The organism is Mycobacterium sp. IDUB_39 (genome assembly GCF_055419205.1).
Map to the genome: position 1 here is coordinate 1295098 of NZ_JBVAXF010000001.1, position 23914 is coordinate 1319011.

Annotated in this window: 26 protein-coding genes and 1 pseudogene; 14 read left to right on the plus strand and 13 right to left on the minus strand. The window is 67.6% G+C overall.

Annotated features, from left to right (window positions below; all coding sequences use genetic code 11):
- Positions 1–8: 8 nt before the first annotated feature.
- Complete coding sequence (locus ACZY0X_RS06015; protein WP_463768668.1) at positions 9–374, minus strand: hypothetical protein; 366 nt, start codon at positions 372–374, stop codon at positions 9–11.
- A 99-nt stretch (positions 375–473) separates the two neighbouring features.
- Here ACZY0X_RS06015 and ACZY0X_RS06020 point away from each other — a divergent pair, with 99 nt between their 5' ends.
- The 3 genes and pseudogenes from ACZY0X_RS06020 (at position 474) to ACZY0X_RS06030 (ending at position 2573) form a co-directional block, all read left to right on the plus strand.
- Positions 474–923: a MarR family winged helix-turn-helix transcriptional regulator gene (locus ACZY0X_RS06020; RefSeq protein ID WP_463768669.1), complete on the plus strand. Its 450-nt coding sequence runs from the start codon at positions 474–476 to the stop codon at positions 921–923.
- Positions 920–1762 (plus strand): annotated as a pseudogene (locus ACZY0X_RS06025) (ATP-binding cassette domain-containing protein). The gene ACZY0X_RS06020 and the pseudogene ACZY0X_RS06025 overlap by 4 nt, the downstream one beginning before the upstream one ends.
- Positions 1763–1832: 70 nt before the next feature.
- On the plus strand, positions 1833–2573 hold the full coding sequence (locus ACZY0X_RS06030; protein ID WP_463768794.1) for an ABC transporter permease: 741 nt from the start codon (positions 1833–1835) through the stop codon (positions 2571–2573).
- Here the strand turns inward: ACZY0X_RS06030 and ACZY0X_RS06035 are convergent.
- The 4 genes from ACZY0X_RS06035 to ACZY0X_RS06050 are packed head-to-tail and all read right to left on the minus strand — an operon-like array spanning position 2553 to position 6022.
- Entirely contained in the window at positions 2553–3494 is a 942-nt protein-coding gene (locus ACZY0X_RS06035) for a phosphotriesterase family protein (RefSeq protein WP_463768670.1), read from the minus strand. The two genes, ACZY0X_RS06030 and ACZY0X_RS06035, sit on opposite strands and share 21 nt — an antisense overlap.
- The gene (locus ACZY0X_RS06040) at positions 3494–4270 is read right to left on the minus strand and encodes an amino acid ABC transporter ATP-binding protein (protein ID WP_463768671.1); all 777 of its coding nucleotides are present in this window, start codon (positions 4268–4270) and stop codon (positions 3494–3496) included. The genes ACZY0X_RS06035 and ACZY0X_RS06040 overlap by 1 nt, the downstream gene beginning before the upstream one ends.
- Entirely contained in the window at positions 4267–5085 is an 819-nt protein-coding gene (locus tag ACZY0X_RS06045) for an amino acid ABC transporter permease (RefSeq protein ID WP_463768672.1), read from the minus strand. The genes ACZY0X_RS06040 and ACZY0X_RS06045 overlap by 4 nt, the downstream gene beginning before the upstream one ends.
- 55 nt (positions 5086–5140) lie before the next feature.
- Positions 5141–6022 (minus strand): ABC transporter substrate-binding protein, encoded by an 882-nt coding sequence (locus ACZY0X_RS06050; RefSeq protein WP_463768673.1) that lies wholly within the window; start codon positions 6020–6022, stop codon positions 5141–5143.
- A 272-nt stretch (positions 6023–6294) separates the two neighbouring features.
- Here ACZY0X_RS06050 and ACZY0X_RS06055 point away from each other — a divergent pair, with 272 nt between their 5' ends.
- From ACZY0X_RS06055 to ACZY0X_RS06070, 4 genes are read left to right on the plus strand one after another with little or no spacing between them, the layout of a single operon-like run.
- Positions 6295–6900: a TetR/AcrR family transcriptional regulator gene (locus tag ACZY0X_RS06055; protein WP_241401834.1), complete on the plus strand. Its 606-nt coding sequence runs from the start codon at positions 6295–6297 to the stop codon at positions 6898–6900.
- Positions 6897–7967 carry an L-erythro-3,5-diaminohexanoate dehydrogenase gene (gene kdd, locus ACZY0X_RS06060; protein WP_463768674.1) on the plus strand — a complete coding sequence of 357 codons (1071 nt, stop codon included), beginning with the start codon at positions 6897–6899 and terminating at the stop codon, positions 7965–7967. The genes ACZY0X_RS06055 and kdd overlap by 4 nt, the downstream gene beginning before the upstream one ends.
- Entirely contained in the window at positions 7964–8341 is a 378-nt protein-coding gene (locus tag ACZY0X_RS06065) for a hotdog domain-containing protein (protein ID WP_241401836.1), read from the plus strand. The genes kdd and ACZY0X_RS06065 overlap by 4 nt, the downstream gene beginning before the upstream one ends.
- Positions 8338–9156, plus strand: a complete 819-nt coding sequence (locus ACZY0X_RS06070; protein WP_463768675.1) for a beta-keto acid cleavage family enzyme — start codon at positions 8338–8340, stop codon at positions 9154–9156. Before ACZY0X_RS06065 ends, ACZY0X_RS06070 begins: the two co-directional genes overlap by 4 nt.
- A gap of 5 nt (positions 9157–9161) precedes the next feature.
- On the opposite strand, the gene ACZY0X_RS06075 is transcribed toward ACZY0X_RS06070, so the two are convergent.
- From ACZY0X_RS06075 to ACZY0X_RS06085, 3 genes are all read right to left on the minus strand, one after another.
- Complete coding sequence (locus tag ACZY0X_RS06075; protein WP_463768676.1) at positions 9162–11057, minus strand: glycosyltransferase family 39 protein; 1896 nt, start codon at positions 11055–11057, stop codon at positions 9162–9164.
- Positions 11058–11113: 56 nt separating this feature from the next.
- A complete protein-coding gene (locus ACZY0X_RS06080) occupies positions 11114–12403 on the minus strand; it encodes a maltokinase N-terminal cap-like domain-containing protein (protein ID WP_463768677.1) in 1290 nt (429 codons plus the stop codon).
- Between the two features lie 72 nt (positions 12404–12475).
- Positions 12476–13645: a hypothetical protein gene (locus ACZY0X_RS06085; protein ID WP_463768678.1), complete on the minus strand. Its 1170-nt coding sequence runs from the start codon at positions 13643–13645 to the stop codon at positions 12476–12478.
- Positions 13646–13780: 135 nt separating this feature from the next.
- Between ACZY0X_RS06085 and ACZY0X_RS06090 the strand changes: the two genes are divergently transcribed.
- On the plus strand, positions 13781–14581 hold the full coding sequence (locus tag ACZY0X_RS06090) for a HugZ family pyridoxamine 5'-phosphate oxidase (protein WP_463768679.1): 801 nt from the start codon (positions 13781–13783) through the stop codon (positions 14579–14581).
- A 42-nt stretch (positions 14582–14623) separates the two neighbouring features.
- Positions 14624–15193: an orotate phosphoribosyltransferase gene (locus ACZY0X_RS06095; RefSeq protein ID WP_241401844.1), complete on the plus strand. Its 570-nt coding sequence runs from the start codon at positions 14624–14626 to the stop codon at positions 15191–15193.
- A 15-nt stretch (positions 15194–15208) separates the two neighbouring features.
- Here ACZY0X_RS06095 and ACZY0X_RS06100 read toward each other — a convergent pair whose 3' ends face one another.
- Genes ACZY0X_RS06100 through ACZY0X_RS06115 form a run of 4 tightly spaced genes read right to left on the minus strand, consistent with a single transcriptional unit; the run spans position 15209 to position 19012 of the window.
- Positions 15209–16252, minus strand: coding sequence for an ABC transporter ATP-binding protein (locus tag ACZY0X_RS06100; RefSeq protein ID WP_463768680.1), 1044 nt, complete (start codon positions 16250–16252; stop codon positions 15209–15211).
- Positions 16249–17007, minus strand: coding sequence for an ABC transporter permease (locus ACZY0X_RS06105; RefSeq protein WP_354522461.1), 759 nt, complete (start codon positions 17005–17007; stop codon positions 16249–16251). The genes ACZY0X_RS06100 and ACZY0X_RS06105 overlap by 4 nt, the downstream gene beginning before the upstream one ends.
- A complete protein-coding gene (locus ACZY0X_RS06110; protein ID WP_463768795.1) occupies positions 17004–17846 on the minus strand; it encodes an ABC transporter permease in 843 nt (280 codons plus the stop codon). Before ACZY0X_RS06110 ends, ACZY0X_RS06105 begins: the two co-directional genes overlap by 4 nt.
- A gap of 17 nt (positions 17847–17863) precedes the next feature.
- Positions 17864–19012 carry an ABC transporter substrate-binding protein gene (locus ACZY0X_RS06115; RefSeq protein ID WP_463768681.1) on the minus strand — a complete coding sequence of 383 codons (1149 nt, stop codon included), beginning with the start codon at positions 19010–19012 and terminating at the stop codon, positions 17864–17866.
- A gap of 234 nt (positions 19013–19246) precedes the next feature.
- Here ACZY0X_RS06115 and ACZY0X_RS06120 point away from each other — a divergent pair, with 234 nt between their 5' ends.
- From ACZY0X_RS06120 to ACZY0X_RS06135, 4 genes are all read left to right on the plus strand, one after another.
- Positions 19247–19876 carry a hypothetical protein gene (locus tag ACZY0X_RS06120; protein ID WP_463768682.1) on the plus strand — a complete coding sequence of 210 codons (630 nt, stop codon included), beginning with the start codon at positions 19247–19249 and terminating at the stop codon, positions 19874–19876.
- Between the two features lie 5 nt (positions 19877–19881).
- Positions 19882–20301, plus strand: a complete 420-nt coding sequence (locus tag ACZY0X_RS06125; RefSeq protein WP_463768683.1) for a TIGR03668 family PPOX class F420-dependent oxidoreductase — start codon at positions 19882–19884, stop codon at positions 20299–20301.
- Positions 20302–20492: 191 nt separating this feature from the next.
- Positions 20493–20792, plus strand: coding sequence for a hypothetical protein (locus tag ACZY0X_RS06130; protein WP_463768684.1), 300 nt, complete (start codon positions 20493–20495; stop codon positions 20790–20792).
- 134 nt (positions 20793–20926) lie between these two features.
- Positions 20927–21994: an NAD(P)H-dependent amine dehydrogenase family protein gene (locus ACZY0X_RS06135; protein WP_463768685.1), complete on the plus strand. Its 1068-nt coding sequence runs from the start codon at positions 20927–20929 to the stop codon at positions 21992–21994.
- A 110-nt stretch (positions 21995–22104) separates the two neighbouring features.
- Here the strand turns inward: ACZY0X_RS06135 and ACZY0X_RS06140 are convergent, their stop codons facing one another.
- Positions 22105–22719 (minus strand): TetR/AcrR family transcriptional regulator, encoded by a 615-nt coding sequence (locus ACZY0X_RS06140; protein ID WP_463768686.1) that lies wholly within the window; start codon positions 22717–22719, stop codon positions 22105–22107.
- A 98-nt stretch (positions 22720–22817) separates the two neighbouring features.
- Here ACZY0X_RS06140 and ACZY0X_RS06145 point away from each other — a divergent pair, with 98 nt between their 5' ends.
- Positions 22818–23858 (plus strand): LLM class oxidoreductase, encoded by a 1041-nt coding sequence (locus ACZY0X_RS06145; protein WP_463768687.1) that lies wholly within the window; start codon positions 22818–22820, stop codon positions 23856–23858.
- Positions 23859–23914 lie beyond the last annotated feature (56 nt).

Here is a 23914-nt window from a genome sequence, read left to right on the forward strand (position 1 = left end):
GACGTCGCTTACTCGATGACGTCGAAGAACGAGTCGCCGTCCTCGGGTGTGCCGTCGATCTGACCGCGCTCGCGGCCGTGCTGCTCGGGGTCGAGGTGATCGATGTCGTCGTCACTGACGACCTCGAGCCCAACGGCCTGGTCGGAGTCCTGCGCGTCGCTGGACGGCTGGCCGTCGTCGAACTCGTCGTCGGACTCGGCGTCCACGTCGGGCTCCTCGTCGGAGAGTCGTTCGTCGAGCGTCTCCTCGTCCTTCGGCTCGATCCAGTTCTGCGGCGCGTCCACCACCTCGTCGCCGTCGTCGTTGCGAATCTCGTCGGAGTCGAGCGACTCGGACGTCGACAGCGGGTTGTCGTCGAAGCCGTCTGTGCTCATACGCCCATGTTGCCCGACTCCTGCCAGAAAGAAACAACCCGGGGTCGCAATTTCGGCGACGACGAGTAATTACCTCTGCAACAGAGGTATTGTTCTGGCATGGACACTCGCGCCGATCTCGCCGCCGAACTGTTCGGCACCGTGGGCCGGTTCCGCCGTCAGGTTCGCCGCTCGGCGGGCCCGGCCATCGGCACCGGACTGCCCGAGTCCCAGGCCGAACTCCTGCGCCTGATCGGACGCCGGCCCGGCATCTCGGTGCGCGAGGCCGCGACCGAACTCGGCCTGGCCCCCAACACCGCCTCGACCCTGGTGTCACGGCTGTGCGCCGACGGCCTTCTCGACCGCACCGTCGACCCCGACGACCGGCGCGTCGGCAGGCTGGCCCTGACCGAGTCCTCACAGCGCATCGCCGACGAGTCCCGCGCCGCACGCCGCGCCGCCCTCGCCGCCGCACTGGATCGCCTCGACGCAGACGCGATCGATCACTTGACCGAGGGCCTGGCCGTGCTGGCCAGGCTCACCGAGCTGCTGCGCGAGGAGGATTCATGACCAACGCGGTACCCGATTCGCGGCTCACCGCGGTCGACTGCCGGCACCTGACCCACCGCTACGGCGACTTCACCGCCGTCGATGACGTCAGCCTGCAGGTCCACACCGGGGAGACCATGGGGCTGCTCGGCCCCAATGGCGCGGGCAAGACCACCCTGGTCCGCGTGTTGACCACCCTCACCCCCGTGCAGGAGGGCGAGGTGAGCATCTTCGGGCTGGACGCACGCCGCGACACCATGGACATCAGACACAATATCGGCTATGTGCCCCAACAACTCTCGATCGAATCGGCACTGACCGGATGACAGAACGTCGACCTCTTCGCGCGCCTCTACGACGTACCGCGCAAACAGCTCCGCGCCCGTGTCGACGAGGCCCTCGAAGCGATGCAGCTCCTCGACGTCGCCGACAACCTCGCGGGCACCTACTCCGGCGGGATGGTCCGGCGGCTGGAGTTGGCGCAGGCACTGGTGAACCGGCCCTCGCTGCTGCTGCTCGACGAGCCCACCGTTGGCCTGGATCCCATTGCCCGCGACAGTGTCTGGTCGCAGGTGGCGCGGATGCAGGACGAGTTCGGCATGACGGTCCTGCTCACAACGCACTACATGGAGGAGGCCGACGCGCTGTGCGACCGGGTCGCGCTCATGCACCACGGCGTGCTCCAGGCAGTCGGCACCCCCGCCGATCTCAAGGCCGAGCTGGTGTCGGAGACCTCACCCACCGTGAGCCTGGAGGACGTGTTCCGGCACCACGCGGGATCGGACCTGTCAGAGGACGCCGCACGCAAGGGACTGCGTGAGATCCGCTCCAGCAGAAGGACGGCCCGCCGTGTCAGTTGAGAGCACTACTCCCGTCGACCTGATCCGGGCGCCCCGCGGGGTGCGGCGCATCCCCGGCCTGCTGCGACGGATGAACGCGTTCGCGCTCGTCGAGTTGCAGAAGCTGCGCCACGACCGCACTGAGCTGCTCACCCGGATGGTGCAGCCCGCGCTGTGGCTGCTGATATTCGGGCAGACGTTCTCGCGTCTCGACGTCATCGACACCGGCGGTGTGCCCTACCTGGCGTTCCTGGCGCCGGGCATCATCGCGCAGTCGGCGCTGTTCATCTCGATCTTCTACGGCATTCAGATCGTGTGGGACCGCGACGCCGGCATCCTCGCCAAGCTGATGGTGACGCCCGCGCCCGCATCCGCACTGATCACCGGCAAGTCGTTCGCGGCGGGTGTGCGGTCGGTGGCTCAGGTGGTCGGGGTGCTGGTAATCGCCTATCTGATGGGTATCCACCTCACCGCCAACCCGCTGCGAATCCTGGCCGCGATGGGAGTGGTGGTGCTGGGGTCGGCGTTCTTCGCGTGCCTGTCCATGACGCTGGCCGGTCTGGTGCGAAACCGCGACCGGTTGATGGGCATCGGTCAGGCCATCACCATGCCGCTGTTCTTCGCCTCCAACGCGCTCTACCCCGTCGATGTGATGCCGCAGTGGTTGCGCTGGCTGTCAGCGGTCAATCCCTTGAGCTACGAGGTCAACGCGCTGCGGGCGCTTCTCATCGGCACGCCAGGCAACACGCTGCTCGACGTCGCGGTGCTGATCGTCGCCGCCGGCATCGGGGTTTTCGCCGCCTCGACGCTGCTACGGCGGCTGGTGCGCTGACAGGGCCCGTTGCGGGTTGGTGGTCAGCATCGCCGACACGATGTCATCCGCCACCCCGTGCGCGCGCAGCACCTGGGGCACCTCGTCGAGAAGATGGGTGAGACCGACCCCGCCGTAGGACTGGAAATGACTGAGCCGGAACAGGTCATGCGAGAGCAACACGCGGGCGTGATGTCCGGCCTCAACCAGACGGGCGACGTAGCCGGCGATCCGCTCGGTGTCGTAGGCAACGTCGGTGGTGAATCCGTCGAACTCGGCCCAGCAGCCCCGTCGGACGACCTCGAGGTGGAATTGCGGATCGTTGACGGTGTCGAGGTGACCGACCACCACCCGCTCCATCGGCACACCGCACTCGGCCAGGATGTCCAGAATGTCGCGGCCGACGGGCCAGCGCGCGGCGTGCAGGCTGATGGTCACGCCGGTGCGGGCATGCGCCCACGCCGCGGCGCGCAGGGCACGCTCCTCGAGTGCGGAGACCCAGCCCGCGTCGGCGCCGACCTCGCCGATGATGCCCGGCCGAACCCCGTCGACGCCGTCGGTGAACTCCGCAACGAGGTCCGCGCCGATCTGGGCGACAGTGCGCCGGTCCAGGTCGGTGTCGGCAAGGTAGGGATCGCGGTAGTGCCCGCACCCCATCACGATGTGCACACCGGTGGCGTCCGAGGCCTCGCGGAGCAGATCGGGACGCCGGCCGAAGGTCGGGCAGGTCAGCTCGACCACAGTGCCGCCGCCGGCCGCCTTGAACCGCCGCAGCTCCCGCACGGCGAGTTCGAGGTCGTCGAGCAGGCCGTCGGAACGATACTCCCGCAACGTGTTACAGAACAGGTGCTCATGCGGCAGCACCACTCCGAGCCGGTCCGCGCGGACCGGTCCGAGTACCGTCATCACCTCTGCGGCCGGGGATTCCGGCGGTTTGGCCATCACCTCACCCTGGCGAGGAACGCCCGGGTGCGCTCCGAGGACGGCTGGGCGAAGAACTGCGCCGGTGGCCCCGACTCGACGATGCGACCGGCGTCCATCATCACCACCCGGTCCGCCACGTCGCGTGCGAACCCCATTTCGTGTGTCGCGATCACCATGGTCATGCCGGCCAGTGCCAACTGTTTCATCACGTCGAGCACATCGCCGACGGTCTCGGGGTCAAGCGCGCTCGTCGGTTCGTCGAACAGAATCGCCCGGGGTTTCATACCGAGCGCGCGAGCGATCGCAATGCGCTGCTGCTGGCCGCCGGAGAGCTGACGCGGGTAGGAGTCCGCCTTGTCCGGCAGACCGACCTGGGCCAGCAGCTCCCGAGCGGTCTCCTCGGCGTCGGCCTTGGGTACCCGCGCGACATGGATCATGCCATCGGTGATGTTCTGCATCGCGGTGCGATGACTGAACAGGTTGAAGCGCTGGAACACCATGCCGACGTGCGCCCGTTGGCGGGCAAGCTCGGCGTTGCGCAGCGGTTTGACGGTGCCGTTGACCTGCCGGGTGCCGATCGGCGTCCCATCGAGCCGCACCTCACCGCGCTCGGGCGCCTCGAGATGGTTGATGCACCGCAGCAGCGTGGTCTTACCCGACCCGGAGGGACCGATCAGCACCACGACCTCGCCGCGTGCGACGGACAGGTCGACGTCATGCAGGATCTGCTTGTCGCCGAACCACTTAGAGACCCCAGTTACCTCGATCAGGCTGATCGCTTGCTCGCTGGTCATGCCGCCTCACTTCCGACTGGCGCGGGGATGGCCGGGCGGCGTTTTGCCTTGCGCCGCTGCTTGTCGGGACTAATCCGACGTTCGATCCGGCCCTGGATGACCGTCCACACCACAGTCAGCGCCAGGTAGTAGATGGCCACCGCTCCGAAGACCTCGAACGGCTGGAAGGTCTGGCCCTGGATGATGGCCGCAGCGGTGTAGAGCTCGATGACGCTGATGACCGACAACAGCGAGGTGTTCTTGAGCATCAGGTTGAACTGGTTGCCCAGCGGCGGCACGATGGTGCGCGCCGCCTGCGGCAGCACGATGCGACGCATGGTCTGCCGGTGGGTCATGCCGATAGCGTGCGCGGCCTCGACCTGACCGACATCGACGGAGCCGATGCCGGAGCGGATGATCTCGGCCATGTAGGCGCCCTCGTTGAGCGACAGGGCGAAGATGCCGGCCAGGATGCGACCCAGGATGACGAAGCCGAGCAGCCGCACGTCATCCCAGCGGTATCCACCGAAGATGGACAGCCCGAAGAACGGAAAACCGGCGAAGAAGATGATGGATACCTGCACCAGGAACGGTGTTCCGCGGAACAGACCGATGTAGCCGGCCGAGAGCCAGCGGACCGCGCCGAACCGGCTTTCCCGACCGAGAGCGGCAACCAGCCCGATCAGCACGCCCAGAATCTGGGAGACGATGGCGATAACCACCGTGAGCACAAGGCCTTTGACGACAAGACTGCTGGGATGAATCAGGTAGTCCCAGAACGCAGGCCAGTCGAACGGGTATGTGTTGGCGGCAGCCGCCATCAGCTTGGTCTCCATGAAAGCCTTTCCATGGCGGGGCGGTTCGCGGCCGCCCCGCCGTCACCGGGATACGTCAGACGAGCTTGGGGTCGATGCTGATGTCGGACAGACCCCACTTCTCCCAGATCTTCTTCCACGTGCCGTCCTCGACCATTGACTGCACCGCCTTCATCACCGGGTCCTGCATGGCCGGGTCGTCGGGCCGGAACGAGAAGCCGGTGAGGCCGGCAAGATCGCCGTCGCCGAGCGGGAAGGTGTCGGTGAACTCGACCTTGGCGTTGCGCTCCTGCTTCAGCAGTAGGGCAGCGACCTCCTCGGTCATCCAGGCGTCAACCTGACCAGAGGCCAACGCCTGGTATGCATCTGGGCTACGCGGGAACTGGAGGATGTTGATCGGAGGCTCACCCTTGGCGGTACAGGCGGCGCTGAGCTTCTCGAGCGCGTCGACGTCCGCGCCGCCCTTCTGCCCGGCCACCTTGACTCCGCAGAGCTGGTCCTTGGTGCCAACTCCCTTGGGGTTGCCCTCGGGCACCACGACCACCTCGGCCGCCTTCCAGTAGGCGACCATGTCGAGCTGGTTGACCCGTTCCGGGGTGACGTACTGGTCGGCCCAGATGACGTCGCACTTGCCGCCCTTGAGCGCGGCGATGACGGTGTCGAAGACCGAGTTCTGAAAGTTCGGCTTGAGGCCCAGCCGGGCGGCCACCTCGGTCACCAGGTCGATGTCGACGCCCTCGGGCTCGCCGGCCTCGTCGAAGTACTGGAACGGCTGATACGGCATGTCCATGCACGTGGTGAGGTAGCCGTTGCGCACCAGACTGTCGGGGGCGATCTCGGCCACCTTCTGCACCGGGGCGCCCGGCGACTCCCCTTCCGCCTCCTCGACAGTGCTACACGCCGAGGTCAGGGAAAGTGCGCCGACCGCCAGCGCGGCGGCCGCAATCTTGATCTTCACGAGGTTTCTCCTGTGGTTTGGCGGCCGGCGGAGCGCCACCGACTGAATCTGATTTGCCTAGCGGACGGTAATCGATCGATCGAACGAGCGCAACGCATAGTTGTTAGATGGGTCACCCAGAGCGCCAGGCGACCCCTCGGCGACCAGCCCTCCGATGTGGCATAACAGCTTCCAACTGCGACTAGTCGACAACGTTGACGTTCCACGGTGCGCTAGTTGTATGCTTCAAAACCAGATCGATCGATCGGCTCAACTTTGCGAAGGAGGCTGAGATGTCCGGGACCGGCTCAGAATCGGCTCGCCAGGAGATCCGCGGTGCGGCACTCGAACTCTTCAGCACCGTCGGGTTCAACGGCACGGGGATCCGCCGGATCGCCGAGGAGGCCGGAGTTTCGCTGGCCACGCTTTACCACTACATGAAGACCAAGGACGACCTACTCGTTGAGATCCTGACGGAGAACATCCTCACGCTGCTTCGCGACGCCGAGATCGCGTTGCAGGGCAAGGTCAGTGCGGTTGACCGCGTGGCCGCGCTGGTCGAGGTCCATGTCCGGATCCACACCAGCCAACGCCTGCAGTGCATCGTCAGCGACATCGAACTACGCGCCCTGACCGACGAGAGCCGCGAGTCGATCGTGACGTTCCGCGATGATTACGAGGCGCTGTGGGCCAAGACAATTGCCGCCGGCCGCAAGGCCGGACAGTTCACGGTGGTCGACGTCGCGGTCGCGACGAAGGCGCTGCTCGAGATGTGTACCGGTGTCGCGCATTGGTATCGCCCGGACGGCAGGCTCGAATTGGCCGACCTCACTGCCATCTACACCGAGTTGTGCCTCAACGCGCTCGGTGCGGCCAAGCCGCGGAAGAGGTCTCAGTGAAGCACTCGTCTGATATGGCGATCGGGACGGCGCGGGTGCTGGCCCCCTCCGGGGCCCTGCCCCAAGCCGCCGAGAAGTTGTCCACTGCAGGCCCTTTGGCAGCCAGTGAGATCGAGATCGATGTCTCCTATCTGAACCTCGACTCGGCCAGCTACCGGGACCTCACCGAAGTGCACGGGCACGACCCCGAACGAATCCGGGCCGAGGTTCTCGCCATCGTCGCCACAGCCGGCAAGATGGCCAACCCGCGTACCGGCTCGGGCGGCATGCTGGTCGGTCGGGTGAGCGCGGTCGCCGACGCAGCGACATGCGCGCCCTATCGCGTCGGCGATCAGGTCGCCACGCTGATCTCGCTGACCGCAACGCCTCTCGAGATCCGCGACACACTCGAGCGGTGGGACACCAAATCGGAGGTGGTTCCGCTGTCAGCGCGGGCGATCGTCGCCGCACCTCGGATGATCAGCGCACTGCCCGACGACCTGCCGCAGGAACTGGCGCTGGCGGTCCTCGATGTCTGCGGCGCCCCGGCGCAGGCCGAGCGCATCCTGTCGCGCCCGCTCGACTCCGGTGCGGTCCGACAGCTGCTCCTGCTCGGCGGCGGTAAGAGCGCGGTGCTCTCGGCAGCGGTCGCACGCCGGCGCGGCGTGCAGACAGTGTGCGTGGTGCCCTCGGTGGCCGAAGCCGAGCGGCTTCGCGAGTTGGCGTTGTTCGACACCGTCCTAGTGGCCGATGCCACCGATCCGGTCGCCGTACGCACTGCACTCGACGAGCATTCGGGGCCTGCCGACGTGACATTCGTGTGCGTCAACGCCCCGGGGTGTGAGCACGCTGCCCTACTGGCGACCCGCGAAGGCGGTGCCGTCCTCTACTTCTCGATGGCAACCAGTTTTCCGGCCGTTGCTTTGGGCGCCGAGGCGCTGTGCCGGGATCTCGACCTGTTCATCGGGTCCGGTTACGTCCCCGGCCATGCGGAGCTTGCGCTGCAGATCGTGCGCGCCGATCCGGCCGTTCGCAGCTTCTTCGACCTTCACCTGCCCGCCCGATCGATCAGCAAGGGAATGAGATGACCCAGATAGTCCACCGCAGGTATGTCTCGCACGGCGATGCCCACTACGCCGGCGGCCTTGTCGATGGCGCCTTCGTGATGCGAATCTTCGGTGAGGTGGCCACCGAGCTCAGCATCCTCACCGAGGGCGACGAGGGCCTGCTGGCCGGTTACGAGGTGGTCGACTTCCACGCACCGGTGCTGGCCGGCGATCTACTGGAGGTCACCGGGCGGATTGCCTCAGTGGGCAGGCGCAGCCGACGCCTGGAACTCGAGGCACATGTGACCTCACGCGCAGACCCGACACACCGCGAGTCCGGCGCGATCTGCCTGGCCGAGAAGAAGCTGGTGACCAGTGCGGTTGCGGTGCTGGTCGTACCGGGATCCGACAGGTGAGCGCGCTGTTCATCACCGTGGCGCCAACCGGCGCCGAATCCGGCCCACAGGACAATCCACACATACCGCTACAGCCCGAACAGATCGTGGCCGAGGCGATCGCCTGCGAGCAGGCCGGCGCTGCGCTGATCCACATCCACGGCCGCGATCGCGACGGGCAGTCGACACTGGACCACGCCGTGTTGGCGGAGATCGTGGCCGGAGTGCGGGAAACGACAGGGCTGATCGTGCAGCTGTCGACCGGCGGTAGTGTGCGCGACCCGTTTGAATCGCGGCTGCGGGTACTCGAGTTGGAGCCTGAGTCGTGTTCGCTGACCTGCGGCACGGTGAACTTCGGGACAGAGGTGTTCGCCAACCCGCTGCCGTTCATCGAGGAGCTGTACCAGGGAGCGCTCGACCGCGGCATCCTGCCGGAGTTCGAGTGTTTCGACTTCGGCCACATCGCCACCCTGCACCGGCTGCTGGATCGCTTCGGCGAGCCGAAACAGGGTGTGGTGCACTGCAATCTGGTGATGGGGGTACCCGGTGGCATGCCGGGAGATTCGCGCACGCTGGTGGCGGCTCAGGCCGCCCTGCCTAAGGGCTGCTCGTGGTCGGCCACCGGCATCGGCCGCTCGACCCTGCCCGTGCTGATGACCACCATGGCGATGGGCGGCAACGTGCGAGTCGGAATGGAGGACGTCCTTCGGTACTCCGCACGTGAACTGGTATCGGGCAACGTTCAATTGGTCACTCGCGCAGCGGAACTAGCGGCCCTGGCCCAACACGATCTGATGGACGCGGTGCAGGCCCGAGTGGCGCTGGGCCTGACGTGACGCTGCTACGGCGCCCGGTGCGCTGACACGCTCGGCGTCGACAGGTCCCACACGAGGGTCTTCCCGACCTGCATGGCGGGAAAGTTCGCCGCCACCCAGCGTGCGATATCGGCGTGGCTGCGCGGTGTCCGCCCCGGGCCTCGGCCAATCGTGTTCGCCGAGACGTAGTACGACACACGATGCGCGGCAACGTCGTCCTGGAACTGCGCCAGTGTGGGCACCGGATCGCTCCCGGAGAACCCCCCGATCGCCATGACCGCGGTATTCGATGAGAGTTCCAGTGCCGCAGCGTTTGACGACCGGTCGACTGCGGCCGACCACGGGGTGTGGGCCGCCTTCAGCATCGCCTCCAGCGGCGCGCTGTTGACACCACGGGCGAATGTCGTGACGTGACCGGGGTGCGGCGGGCCCACTTGCGGTCCCCCGCCCTGGTGCGCCGCACCGACCGTCGCCACGGTGTAGGCCCCTGAACCAGCCAGCGCACCCACCACCGCGATCCCCGCGAGCGCCGCCGCGAACCCCCGCCGCCGAGCCGCCAGCATGCCGATCAGCGCCAGTGACGCCACGGCGGTCAGCCCCAGCACCGCCCACCGCAGGCCGGGCAGCCACCCGACGTTGCGACCAAGCACCCACCAACTCCAGATCGCCGTGCCCAGTACCATCGCCACGAACCCGGCTCGGTACCACCATGATTCGCGTCGCGCCCAGCACTGTTGCACACCGATCGCGAACATCGCCGCGACCGCGGGGGCGATCGACAGGCTGTAGTACGGGTGGATCATTCCGTGCATGTAACTCAGCACCAGACCGTCGACCAGCAGCCAGCCGCCGAAGAGCACTGTCGCCGCGCGGCATCGGTCGGTGCGTGGCGCGCGCCCCCGGGCGATGATCACCAGCACGGCCGCCAGCAGCGCCGCGGGGACCAGCCAGCCGATCTCGTAGCCGAACTCACCGCTGAACAACCGGGACCAGCCCTGCGACTGGGTGCCAAACACGCTCATCGTGGCGGCTTTTCCGGGATCAGCGGCCGGCAGGTCGTGATTGCGGCCGAGGATTCGGGCGACACCGTTGTAGCCCAGCACCAGGTCCATGAAGCTGTTGTCGGTCGACCCGGCCAGGTACGGCCGAGACGAGGCCGGCCACCACATCGTCAGCACCACAAACCAGCCCGCCGTGGCGACGAACACCGCCGCACCACCGAGCAGGTGAGCCAGGCGTGTCCGCAGTGGCACCGGCGCCGCGAGCAGATACGCACCGGCCAGCGCGGGCACGACCATGACGCCCTCGAGCATCTTGGCCAGGAACGCGCAGCCCAGCGCCACGCCCGCCACCGCCAGCCACCGCGCGCCGTGCCGGTCGATCGCGCGCACCGTGCAGTAGGCGGCGGCGGTCATCGCCAGCACCATCGCCGCATCGGGGTTGTTGAACCGGAACATCAACGCGGCCACAGGAGTCAGCGCCAGCGCCGCCCCGGCGAGCAACCCCGCCCACGGCCCGCTGACCCGGGCGACGGTCGCGTAGAGAAGCCCGACGGCGCCGACGGCCATCAGCGCCTCGGGAATCAGCATGCTCGCGCTGCTGAAACCGAACAGCTGGCCGGACAATCCCATCACCCACTGCGACAGCGGCGGCTTATCGACGGTGATGAAGTTGTGCGGGTCCAGGGAGCCGAACAGCAGCGCCTCCCAGTTCGTGGAGCCAGCCGAGGCAGCTGCCGCATAGAACTGATTTCCCATGCCGTTGACCGTGATTCGCCACATGTAGAGCACGGCGGTACCGACCAGCAGTGCCGCGACGCCCAACCGGCGCCACGACCAGCGAGCGGATCGGGTGGGCGCGACTGGTTCGGTGGGATCCTCGGCACCAAGGGTGAGCAGCGCTGTCGTCACATACCCAGTCACGCATCACTACCCTGCGTCGACCTGTGAACGACCCGCCAGGCTGCTGCGAGTTGGGGTCAGGCCAGCAGTCTGGCGATCGACGCCATCGGGATCGGCAGCCAGCCAGGCCGATACCGAGCCTCGTAACCTGCCTCGTAGGTCGCCTTATCGAGTTCGTACGCCGCGAGCACACCGGCGGAGTCGCGTGGATCAGCGCCCGATGTGGCGGCATAGCCCCGGCAGAACGACGCACAGTTGCGGTCCCCCCAGTCCCTGGCGCGCGCCGCAAGGCGGCTGTCGGCCGGGTGTTCGACGAGACGTTGATGGGCGGCATAGTCGTAAGACCGAAGTACACCGGCGACATCGCGCAGTGGCGAGTCCGGGCGGCGCCGCTCGGCCAGCGGCTGGCCGGGTTCGCCCTCGAAGTCGATGACCAACCAGCCCTGCGGCGTTCTGAGCACCTGGCCGAGGTGCAGGTCGCCGTGCACCCGCTGCACGGTGACGGTCTCGTCGGCGAGCTTGCGGTAGCGCTCCTCGATGAGGTCGCGGTGCGGCTGCAGAGCGGGCACCTGGGCGGCAACGGTGTGCAGACGTGCCACCAGGGTGTCGACGGGGAACGGTTCACGCGCGGTACCCAGCGCGGCGGCCAGGGTGTCGTGTACGGATGCCACGGCTTGGCCCAGGCGGTAGGACTCCTCGCAGAACTCGGCGGCGGCCTCGGATTCGACCGCAGTGTCAGATTCGTCGTCGGCGAGCAGGCTCCGCGTGTCCGATGTGGCCATATCCCATCCCTCGGTGGAGCCCGCGGCGAACTCGGTGACCATGCCCAGCGCGTAGTGCTCACCGTCGAGGTCGGTCTCGATGGACCCCAGCAGGCGAGCCACATGCGGATTGCCCGCGCGGGCCAGGACGCGGTTGAGTTCGATATCGGGGTTGATGCCCGGGGTGACACGGCGGAACACCTTGAGGATGGCCGCGTCATCGAACACCACGCTGGTGTTGCTCTGCTCGGCGCCCATGACGCGCGGCGCCGCGTCAAGGGGTAGTGCGGCATCGGGTTCGGAGATGAAGCGCAGCGGACCCACCGCCGCGGACCTGTCGATGAGTTGCAGCAGATGCATCGCCGCAGCGGGGTCCGACAGCGCGTCGTGCGCGTCACCGTCTGCGCGCATCACCACCTGATAGCGGTCCGACGTGCCGTTCGTGTAGTCAGCGTCGAGCAGCACCAGCTTGAGATCGGCTGCCGTGTCGCTATGGGAGCCGTCGCCCAACGGCACTGAAAGCGCCTCAGTGATACCGCTCAGCTCACGTCCACGACCGGCGTACCAGCGCTGCGAGGTCAGCCACTTCGCGAAGTCCACGGTCACAGTCTTCAAAGCTACCCACCGGCACGTCGGTTGAATCACGCTGCGGCGGCGCGCCCGACGCTCGCGGTGCGGTCACTGCAGGAAGCGGGCGGCGTCGGCGCGCAGATAGCGACCGGAGTTGGCCTGGCGGTAGCCGATTACGCCGCCACTGGCCGTGAGCGCCAGCAGCCCCGCGAGGCCGGGGACGGCGACGACGGCGACTTCGGGGATGCGCGCGCTGCGCAGATACTGCGGATAGCCCTGGCGCAGTGCGGTGTTGCCGGGTCCGCCGAATCCGGCCGACATCGTGTTGGCCGGCGCTACCGAGCTCGTCGGCACCAATCCTGTCTGCGTCAGCGAACCCTTGATCTCCGCGGCCCGCACACCAGCGGATCCGGCACCAATCACCTGCGGGGAGGCACCGGCGGGGATGGTCCGCTCGACGGGGCGTGGCGGCCCCACCCGTGGCATCGGCAGCGCCATCGGCGCCTGCAGCACCGGCATCGGGGGCATCGGGTCTGAACTCGACGCACCACCACCGGTGACCGGGCCTGTGCCGACGTATCCGCCGCCGGCGTCGGCGACCGGTGTCTCCTCGGTGATCCGCAGCGTCGGCTCCGGCGGCTTGGGTGGGAACGGGTTGTACGGGGCGATGGCCTCGGAGACCAGGGTGCCGACCTGGTTGAGCGTGCTGGTCACCGACGTGAGCGCCTTGAACGGGTCGGACAGATCGATCGAGAACTGGGTGGCTCGCGCGCCGGGACGGGTCGGCAGCGGGACGGAGAACGGCGAGACGAACGGCAGCTGCACCCGCGCGGTGTGCCAGGACGGCTTCTTCGCCGGCGGGTCAACTCTCGGGTCGACGACGATCGGATCGACGGGAGACGGCTCCTTGGGCTCGCCCTGCACCGGCTCGCCACCGGGTTTGGGCTCGATCCACCCGGGTTCGACGCCGGCGATCGGAGGAACCCCGACGCTGAACTCCGGGACCAGCGGGCCCGGTGTCCGTCCGTTGCCAAAAACAGCGCGCGGGCGCTGCAGGAGATCCCGCAGTTGGCCCAGTGGGCTCTTCACCGCGGGCACCGGCGCCTCCGTCGGTGGCGCTTCGCCGGGGCCGCCGGGTTCGCTGGATTGACCGGAGCCGGGAGGGTTGCCCGGGTCCTCGGGCTCAGCCACCGCGACACCCGCACCCGCGCCACTCAAGATCAGCATCGCGGCGAACACGCCGATGCTGAATGCCAAGCGTCGAGTCGGGGTCGGCACAACCCTCTCGTTTCTGTTTCGACGGGTGCCAGACAGTCCATTTCAGGCCGTCGGCCGTTAGCCGATTGTGGCATAAAGAACCACTTCAGGCGGTGAAAAGGTGACCGCAGATCGGATCGGGATATGGTTTCGAACGTGGCATCCCGTGACCACGGCGACCCGGGCGATGCCCCGTCGGTTCCGCCGGCCCTGACTCCCATCGTCAACGACGTCCGGCCGACGGCCGCCGAGGAGGCGCGGACCATCGCCGCGTCGACCAACACCGGCACGCTCGCCACGCTGACCGCCACCGGTGATCCGTGGGCGTCCCTTGTCACCTACGGTCTCGACGGCGGCGCACCGGTGCTGTGCGTGTCGAACCTCGCCGAGCACGGCCGTAACCTTGCGGCCGATCAGCGCGCCAGCATCTCAATCGTGGCGCCCGCAACGGATGCCGACCCGTTGGCCAACGCCAGGATCACCCTGGCCGGTGTGGTCGTGAAGCCCACCGGCGCCGCGCACGATACGGCCCGCCAGGCGCACCTGGACGCCGTGCCGTCTGCCAAGTACTACGTCGACTACAGCGACTTCACCCTGTGGGTATTGCGCGTGGACCGCGTGCGCTGGGTCGGCGGGTACGGCCGCATGGACTCGGCCAGCGGGCAGGACTACACCGCGGCCTCATCCGATGCCGTCAGGCCCGCGGCCGCCGGGGCCATCGCCCACCTCAACGCCGACCACGCCGACTCACTTGTGGAGATGGTCCAGGCCCTCGGCGGCTATCCCGACGCCACCGCCGCCGTCTGCACCGATCTCGACCGCTACGGCATGGATCTGCGGGTGACGTGCCCCCGCGGTATCGCCTACACGCGGGTCGGGTACGCCAACCCGATCGACTCGGCCGATGAACTGCGCTCTGCCACAGTCGAACTCGCCCGCCGCGCACGCCAGGGATGACCGCTGGTCACCTCCTGGGTGCCGGACCGATACGATCGCACCATGCCTGAACGCCCGGACAGCTGGCACGCCGCGTTCGACCTGATCCGCACCCGTGGTTACGAACGCCGCGAGGAGCCGTTCCGGCTCGCCAGCGGCCAGATGAGCCACGACTACATCGACGGGAAGTTCGCCGTCGACACAGGTGAGCGCCTCACCATCGTCAGCCGGGCGGTAGCCGATCTCGCGGCCCGCACCGGCATCGAGTTCGACGCCGTCGGCGGCCTCACGATGGGCGCCGATCCGCTGTCTCACGGCGTGGCCATGGTGACCGGCAAGGCCTGGTTCTCGGTCCGCAAGGAGCAGAAGCAGCGCGGCCGCGAGCAGTGGGTCGAGGGCACGCGGCTCGAGCCGGGAACCCGTGTCCTGCTGGTCGATGACGTCATCAGCACGGGCGGCTCCACCGAGATCGCGTTCGACCGGGTGACCGCGCTCGGCGCTGTCGTCACGGGCGTCATCCCGATGGTCGACCGTGGCGACGTCGCCACCGGACGGTTCGCGAAGCGAGGCGTGCCGTTCGCCGCACTTGTCACCTATCGGGATCTGGGCATCGAGCCCGTCAAGGACGTCTGAGTCCCGCCGCGGGAGTTACTCCGCGACCACCAGCACACGGGTCTGCTCGACCCCGAGCGCCACGGGATCACCGGCCCGGAACTCCTGCGCCTGCGACGTCGGCATCTGCGCATTGACCACGACGCCGTCCGGCAGCTCGACGTACACCCGCGAGATGGGGCCGAGGAACGCCACCGACTTGATGGTCGCCACTCCTGAGGCGTCGGCACTGACCCGTACCGACTCAGGACGCAGCAGCGCCGTGCCGGGGCCCGACGCGATCGACCCGGGCAGCGTCGGCGTCCATCCCCCGAACACCAACGCCGTCCCACCCGACACCCTCGAGGGCAGCCGGTTGTTCAGGCCGACGAACTCCGCGACGAACGGCGTCGCCGGGTGCGCGTACACCTCGGCGGGCGAAGCCAACTGCTCCAGCCGGCCCTGGCTCATCACGCCGACCCGGTCGGCGACGGCGAGCGCCTCCTCCTGATCGTGGGTGACGAACAGCGTCGTCGTCCCGACCTCGAGCTGAACGCGGCGGATCTCGTCACGCAGCTGGACGCGCACCTTGGCGTCCAGCGCGGACAGCGGCTCGTCAAGCAGCAGCACGCTGGGTTCGATGGCGAGCGCACGCGCGAGCGCCACGCGCTGCTGCTGACCGCCCGACAGCTCGGCGGCGAACTTGTTCAGGTGCGCTGAAAGCCCGACCAGATCAAGCATCTGCGCTGCGCGGCGCGCCCGATCGGCCTTGGCTCGGCCCCGCACCTTGAGCCCGAACTCCACGTTCTGCAACGCGGTCAGATGCGGGAACAGGCTGTAGGCCTGAAACACCATGCCCATATCGCGCTTGTTCGCGGGCACCGATGTGATGTCGCGACCGCCGACGGCGACCGCACCCGAACTCGCCTCATCGAGGCCGGCGAGGATACGCAGTGCGGTGGTCTTACCGCATCCCGACGGACCGAGCAGCGCGACGAACTCGCCGGGCTCGATGTGCAGGGTCAGTCCGTCGAGAGCGCGCACCGTGCCATACACACGGGTGAGGTCGGTCATCTCCACGGCCACACTGTTGGTCGTCATGGTCTGCGCCTCCGTCCGATCAGCAGTGAAAGTCCCAGCAGCAGAACGAAGCCGAACAGCAGCACGGCCAGTGAGGCTGCCACCGAGGTGGGGCCGTCGCTCTTGCCGATCGCCACGATCTGCACCTGCAGGGTCTCGAATCCCGACAGTGAGGCGATGGTGTACTCACCCAGCACGACGGCCACCGAGATGAACGCCGCCGACAGAATTCCCGACCAGATGTTGGGCACCACCACACGCAGGATGGTGGTGGTCCAGCCGGCGCCCAGCGACCGTGCGGCCTCCGACAGCGTGCGCAGATCGATGGCCGACAACGCGGCGTCCAATGCGCGGTAGGCGAACGGCAGCACGATGACGACGTAGACGAACGTCAGCGTGAGTGCGGACTCGCCCAGCAGATACGTCACCCACAGGTAGACGTTCTTCAGGCCCACCACGATCACCAGCGCGGGGATCGTCAGCGGCAGCAGGCACAGGAACTCGACGGCACCCCTGGCCCACGGTGCGCGCAGCCGCACCCAGATCATGGTGGGCACCAACAGCACCAACATCGCCACGACGGTCAGCAGCGCCAGCAGCAGTGACGTCACGATCGCCTGGTACAGCGCGTCATCGGTGAACAGGTTGGTCCACGCGGCCCAGGTGCGGCCACCGTGGATCAGGTTGCGGGTCGAGAAGTCCGCCATCGCATACAGCGGGAACAAGAAGAACGCCGCGAACATCACCCCGAGGCCGGCTCGGGCCGCCGTCCTCATCGCAGCCACCTCGCGGTGCGCCGGACCAGCAGGTTGTAGGCCACCATCACCACCGCGACGACGACGATCATCTCGAGTGCCAGCGCGTAGGCGAAGCCCGACTGGCCGAGCACCACCTCACTGGTCAGCGCCGAGCGGATCATCAACGGCACGATGGGGCTGCCCTGGCTGACCAGCGCGGCGGCCGTGGCGTAGGCGGCGAAGGCGTTGGCGAACAACAGAAGCGCCGAGCCCAGGAACGCGGGGGTGAGCAGCGGTACGGCCACCTCACGCCAGTACTGCCAGGTGGAGGCGCCGAGGCTGACGGCAGCTTCGCGCCATTGCTCGCGTAGCCCCTCCAGCGCGGGCAGGAAGACGATCACCATCAGCGGGATCTGAAAGTAGGTGTACACCAGGATCAGACCGGGCAGCCCGTACAACCACCCCGATCCGGCGATGTTCCAACCCAAGTGCTCGGCCACCCACAGCGTCAGCACCCCGTTCAGTCCGATGGTGGCGAGAAACGCGAATGCCAGTGCCACACCACCGAACTGGGCGAGCACACTGCACAGCGACAGCACCGTGCGGCGCAGCAGCGACTCAGCCGGGCGCGTGACGATCAGCCACGCCAGTAGAGCCCCGAACACCGCGCCGAGCAGTGCGGTGCTGCCGGATAGCACGACGCTCCTGCCCAGCGCGGCCAGCGCGGTCTCGGAGAACAGTGCCTGCACGCGCGCAGGTGAGAATCCGGTCTCGTCGAGAACTGCGCTGACGATGACCGTCACCGTCGGCACGATCAGGAAGATCGTGACGACCGCGAGGAACGGGAGAAGCGGCAGGGCGTCGCGGACGCGACCCAGGACTCGGCCCCGCGAGATCAGCCGACCGCCTTAACCCAGTTGGCTTCCAGATACTTGGTCGCGGCGGCGTTCTGGTCCACCGACACGAACGTGGCCGCGCCGTCGACCGGGGGCAGCACGGCGTAGGCGGCTCGGTCGATGGTGCCACTGGTCACCATCGTGTCGGCGCGGACCGGACGGGCACCGCCCTGCAGGTAGAGATTCTGGCCCTCATCGCTGTAGAGGAACTCCTGCCACAGCCGGGCGGCGGCGGGATGTGGGGCGTCCTTGTTGATCGCCTGGAAGTAGTAGCCCGCGACGGCGGCGTTCGTCGGGATGACCACCTTCCACGTCGGCAGCTTCTTGCTCTCGGCCACGTTGAGGTAGTCCCAGTCCAGCACCACTGGTGTCTGACCCGACTCAATGGTGGCAGGGGTCGGGTCGACGGGCAGGAAGTTGCCCGCCTCGTTGAGCTTCCGGAAGAAGTCCACACCCGGAGCGACGTCGTCGGGTGAACCGCCTTGAGAGACCGAGACCATCATGACGCCCATGAACGCCGCACCGGCCTGTGTCGGGTCGCCGTTGAGGGCGACCTTGCCCTTGAACTCTGGCTTGAGCAGGTCGTCGACACCGGTGATCTCGGGCGCCTTGGCCGAGTCGTATCCGATCGACATGTAGCCGCCGTAATCGTTGACCCACTTGCCATCCGGGTCCTTGAACGCGTCGGAGATGTCGCCGAACGTCGCCACCTTGTACGGGGCGAACATCTCGGTGTTCGCCAACGCCACCGACTGGCCGAGGTCGAACACGTCTGGCGCGCTCGACTTGCCCTTCTGCTGGTTGGCCGCGTTGATCTCGTCCTGGCTGGCCGCGTCCGGCTGGGCTGAGGTGACCTTGATGCCGTACTTGTCACCGAATGTCTTGATCATCGCGCCGTAGTTGGCCCAGTCCGGCGGCAGCGCGATGACGTTGAGCTCGCCCTCCTTCTTGGCCGCCTCGATCAGACCGTCGAGACCACCGAAGTCAGCGGCCGACGTCGCCTCACCCGCCTTCACACCCGACTGCGTCTCCTCGCCACCGGAGTCCTTCTCGGGAGGTGCGCAGGCGGTGAGCCCGCCCGCGAAGAGAAGCACCAGGGCGCTCGTGGCTGCTGCCAGCCGGAAACCGGATGTGGGGAAATTGGGCATACCGAACCTTCTAGTGGAGGGGAAGCGCGACGATGGCGCCGAGGTGACGACGCCGGGTCGCCGCGATGAACGGAACAACCTCGCCGGTGACCATACCGGCGGCCCCGCCGAGCGGCGAGCGTTCGCCCCGACCTGGGCACCACTGGTGCAGCGATATCAGCGCGGACGGCCGACACCCCGCTCTTCGTCCATACCTGTCACCCGTTTTCGCTGGTAGCCGCCTACCATCATGGGGTGGTTGAACGAGGAGACCCGGGGGACTCCGACTACACCGGTGACATCGTGACGGGCGGCGCCGCCAGTGAGTCCGCCGATGAGCGCGTCCCCGGCGATAGCGGCCCCGATCACGACTACCTGCTCAACGACGTGCCGCAGGGCCATCCGGTCGGCATCGCGTGGAGCGAGACCGAGTGGGGCCACCCGGAGCGCCAGCCCGAACCGATGCCGAGTGACGGCCGATTCGACGCGTTCAACGCGAGCACCTGGAACTTCAAACCGGCACCGCCGCCCTGGTACGACTCCACGCAGGCGAAGCTGGCGATCGCCGCTGTGTCCCTCGCCGTCGCGGCACTGGTGGTGTCGATCGTCCTGCTCCTCTTTCAGGGTTCCTCGGGTGAGGACAGCGAACCGTCCCCCACTACCGCCACCACGGCACCGACCACGACGACGGCCTCCAGCGAGGCGCCGCCGCCTCCACCGCCACCTCCCCCGCCGACGTCGCAGACTCCCGAGCAGGCGCCCGTGATCGTTCGACCCCGCCAGCCGACCCGACAGAGCAACAAACCCGAGATCGGCGTCACCCGGACCCCGGTCACCCGCTCGCCGATCAGCGTGAGCCCGCAGCGACCCGGCGCGAACCGCTAGCCGACATGCCCGACGCGGCCTATACGCCCCACGCGGCAACGCTGTTCGGCACCGCTCCCGTCGCGGTGCTGACGACGGTGGGCTCCGACGGTGCGCCGCATGCCGTGCCCGTCGTGTTCGCCCTGCGCGACGACGTCCTCTTCACCGCGGTCGACGCGAAGCGAAAGTCCACCCACCGGTTGCGCCGATTGGCCAACATCGCAGCCGAGCCACGCGTCAGCGTGCTCGTCGACCACTACGACGAGCAGTGGTCGCAGTTGTGGTGGGTGCGCGCCGACGGTGTGGCGCAGGTGCACGAGGCCGGCGAGGCGATGGCCACGGGCTACGCGCTGCTGCGCGCCAAGTACCCCCAGTACGACCGCGTCGCGCTCGACGGCCCCGTCGTCACGGTGGCGGTACACAAGTGGACCGAATGGCATGCCTGACTGAGTGACTTCGGCGCTGCGCGACTTCGCCTGTGGCGCAGGCCACTAGTGCCATTCCTGCCATCCGTCGATGAATTCCTGCCAGCGGAATTAAACCCCCGAGCAGTTGGTTTAAACCATCAGACCGGTCAGGACGGAGTTCTGCAATCGGTCGTGCGGATGCGGATGCGAGAAAAGAAGGAAACACGATAATGAAGAACCTCGGTATTGCCACCATCGTCGCAAGCGGTTTGGCGGCAGCCGTTCTCGGGCTGGCCGCCCCTGCCGTTGCGGCCCCCAGCGGCCCGGGCAGCGCGCAGCAGACGATCAACCAACTACAGCAGCAGGGCTACAACGTGATCGTCAATCAGGTTGGCAGCACGCCGCTTTCCCAGGCGACCGTCGTCTCGGTACGCCCCGGGCAGACGTACAGCCGGACGGACTCGGGCAACCCCGGCGACAGCAGGCAGACGACCGTCACCAACAAGACGATCTACGTGGACGTGAAGTAGGTCCTACGACGACGACGAAGGGGCATCCCCGCGGGGGTGCCCCTTCGTCATGTTCGGGGTCGTGTCCTGTGTCGCCATGTTCGGGGGCGCCGTTCTGTCCACGCCTGGTGCGTGCGCATGCGACTGTGATGGGCATGACACTTCGGATCATCGTGTGGGGCACCGGCGCCGTCGGCAGGGAGGTGCTCGCCACCGTCCTCGATACGCGTAGCGGGCTCGAACTGGCAGGAGTCAGGGTCTATTCCGACGATAAGGCCGGCGTCGACGCGGGGTCCCTGATCGGGCGCGACCCGGTCGGTGTCTCCGCCAGCACCGACGTGGACCGAGTGCTCGCGACGGCCGCCGACTGCGTCGTCTACGTCCCGCGCCTCACCAGCGTCGAGGAGGTCTGCGCGATCCTGGCCAGCGGCAAGAACGTCGTCACGACCGCGTTCCTGTTCCACCCCAACCGGATCGCCGCCACCGACCGGGACCGCCTGCTGGCAGCGTGCCGCGCGGGCGGCACCAGCGTGCACGGCTGCGGGCTCAACCCCGGGAACCTGTCCGGCGCGCTACCCCTGGCGCTGAGCGGTATGAGCCGCACCATCGAGAAGCTCACTCTGCAGGAGCGGGCCGACTGGTCGGTCTACGACAGCACGGCGATCACGTTCGACAACATGCGATTCGGGGCCCCCGTCGACGAGATCAGCGTCGACGCCAACGATTTCCTGGCTTTCAACAGTGCGATCTTCACCGAGCAGGTGTGGCTTCTCGCCGACGCGCTGCACGCGGGTATCGATGAGGTGAGCGCGACGGTCGAGGCGATCGCCGCCGAGCACGATCACGAGATCTTCGATCACATGCTGCGCGCCGGGACCACGGCGGGTCAGCGGTGGAATTGGGTGGGCCGCCGCGACGGTCAGCCGCTTGTCGAGATCGAGACGCTGTGGACGGTGGGCAACGAGTACCCGCGGAGTTGGCCCAAGCCCAGGCACGGGTGGACCCTGACCATTGAGGGCGATCCGTCGATGCAGGCCCACTTCATGTCGCTCGCCAGCTTTGAGCGCGAAGCCACGATGCTCGAGCACGTGAACTCCGCCAACGTCGCCACCGCAATGCAGGTTCTCAATGCCGTGCCCGCGGTGTGCGAGGCCGATCCTGGCTTCGCGACCATCGCGGATCTGCCGTCGGTGCGCTCGCTGATCGGCTTCGGCAACGCCTGAGTGACGTCCCGACCCCCTCACCGTCGCCGAGACTGCGGTGAGATCGCGATTTCCGGGGAGTTCGCGATCTCACAGCAGGCTCGACGCGAACGTGGCCGTCGCCCACTGTGTCAGCGCTTGCCGATACTGGCTTCCACGAGCATCCCCAGATGAACGGCGGCCAGCCGGAGCGGCTCATCGTCGCCGGAGACTCGGCTGAGGAGTTCGGCTCCCTCCAGGGTGGAAAGGACCGTGCAGGACAGCGCCATCGCTGTGCTCTCGGGAACGCCGCCAGCCCGGAGTTCGGCGGCGATCAGTTCGCGCCACTGTTTCAGAGCATCGTCTGAGGCCTGCTGGATCAGCGGGGAACGGCCGATGATCTCCAGCGCTGTCGCGGCGACCGGGCAGCCGTCGGTCCACTCGGACTCACGCAGGGTGTCCGCCAGCAACAGGGCGCAGTTGGCGACCGCCTGAGCGGGGTCCTCGCTGGTCGACAGGCCTCGGCGCAGCAGATCGGAGAAGTCCTCGGCGCCGTACCGCAGCGCTTCTGCCGCAAGCTGCTCTTTGCCCTCGGGGAAGAAGTGATAGAGCGAGCCGAATGTCGCACCCGCGTCGGTCAGGATGCGCTTGATACTCGTCGCCTCATACCCCTGACGCTGCAGCAGCGCGGCGGTGGTCGCCACCAGTCGCGCGCGCGTGTCCGTCGCCGGGGCCGTGCCGCCCGTGGCTCGATCTGGACTCTTCATGAGCTGAGCCTACGCCTGAATAGAGCGATCAATCCAGTGCCTGATACGGTCGGACTAGAGCGAACGATCTAGTGGAGGAAACCGTGCACAACTGCGCAGTGGCACAAGAGTCGGAGAACGGTCAGCACCGGGCGGCGATCAGCGGACCGTTGGCTGAGCATCCGGGGTTCGGGCGGATGTTCACGCCCGGTCGGCTCACAGTGGGGCTGTTCCTACCGCTGTGGCCCTTCGCCGGGGATATGGCCGGCATGGCCGGACAGGGTGAGATCATCTCTCGCGCAGACGATTCCGATTTCGCGGCGGTCTGGGTGCGTGACGTCCCGCTGTCCGATCCTCGATTCGGTGACGTGGGCCAGGTCTACGATCCGTGGACGTATCTGGCCTGGCTGGCCGCACGCACCACGCATCTGTCGTTGGCGGCCGGGAGCGCCGTCTTCTCCCTGCGCCACCCCATCGACCTCGCCAAGCAGGCCACCTCGATCGACCAACTCTCCGGAGGGCGACTCGTCCTCGGTGCCGCATCAGGTGATCGCGTCTCGGAGTTCCCCGCATACGGGATCGACCACGCCACCCGGGGCGATCGATACCGCGAGGCGGTGCAGTGGTTCCGCACGCTGAGCGAGACCGACAGGCCGGAGCTGAGCACCGGCCTCGGCCAGATCGGCGGAGGTGTGGACCTCCAACCCAAACCGGTCAGCCGTCGAGTCCCGCTACTGGTGACCGGTTCCTCACAGCAGACACCGGACTGGATTGCCGAGAATGCCGACGGATGGCTGGTGTACCCCGGTGAGACCCACAGCCCCGCTGGCTCCGCGGCACTGGGCCAGAAGGCGGCCACGTGGCGTGAACTCATCCCCGGTGGGCAGTTCAAACCCGTTGCCACCAACGAGTGGATCGATCTGACGGCAGATCCCAACACCCGGCCCACGCCACTGCGCGGAGGATCCGTGCTGCGCACTGGCACTCGAGGGTTGATCGATCTCCTCGGCCGCTGGCAGGACGCCGGTATCAATCACGGGGCGCTCGGTGTGCAGCACGGCTCGCGGCCGGCAGGTGAGGTGGTCCAGCAGCTCATCGAGGAGGTCGTCCCGCACTTCCCGTCGATCGACGGGCCGCCACCCCACATGCCCGCATGGTGACGTCGAGATAGCGCTCACGGTGGTGCCTTCTCGCACATTGGCACCGTGAGCGCTAT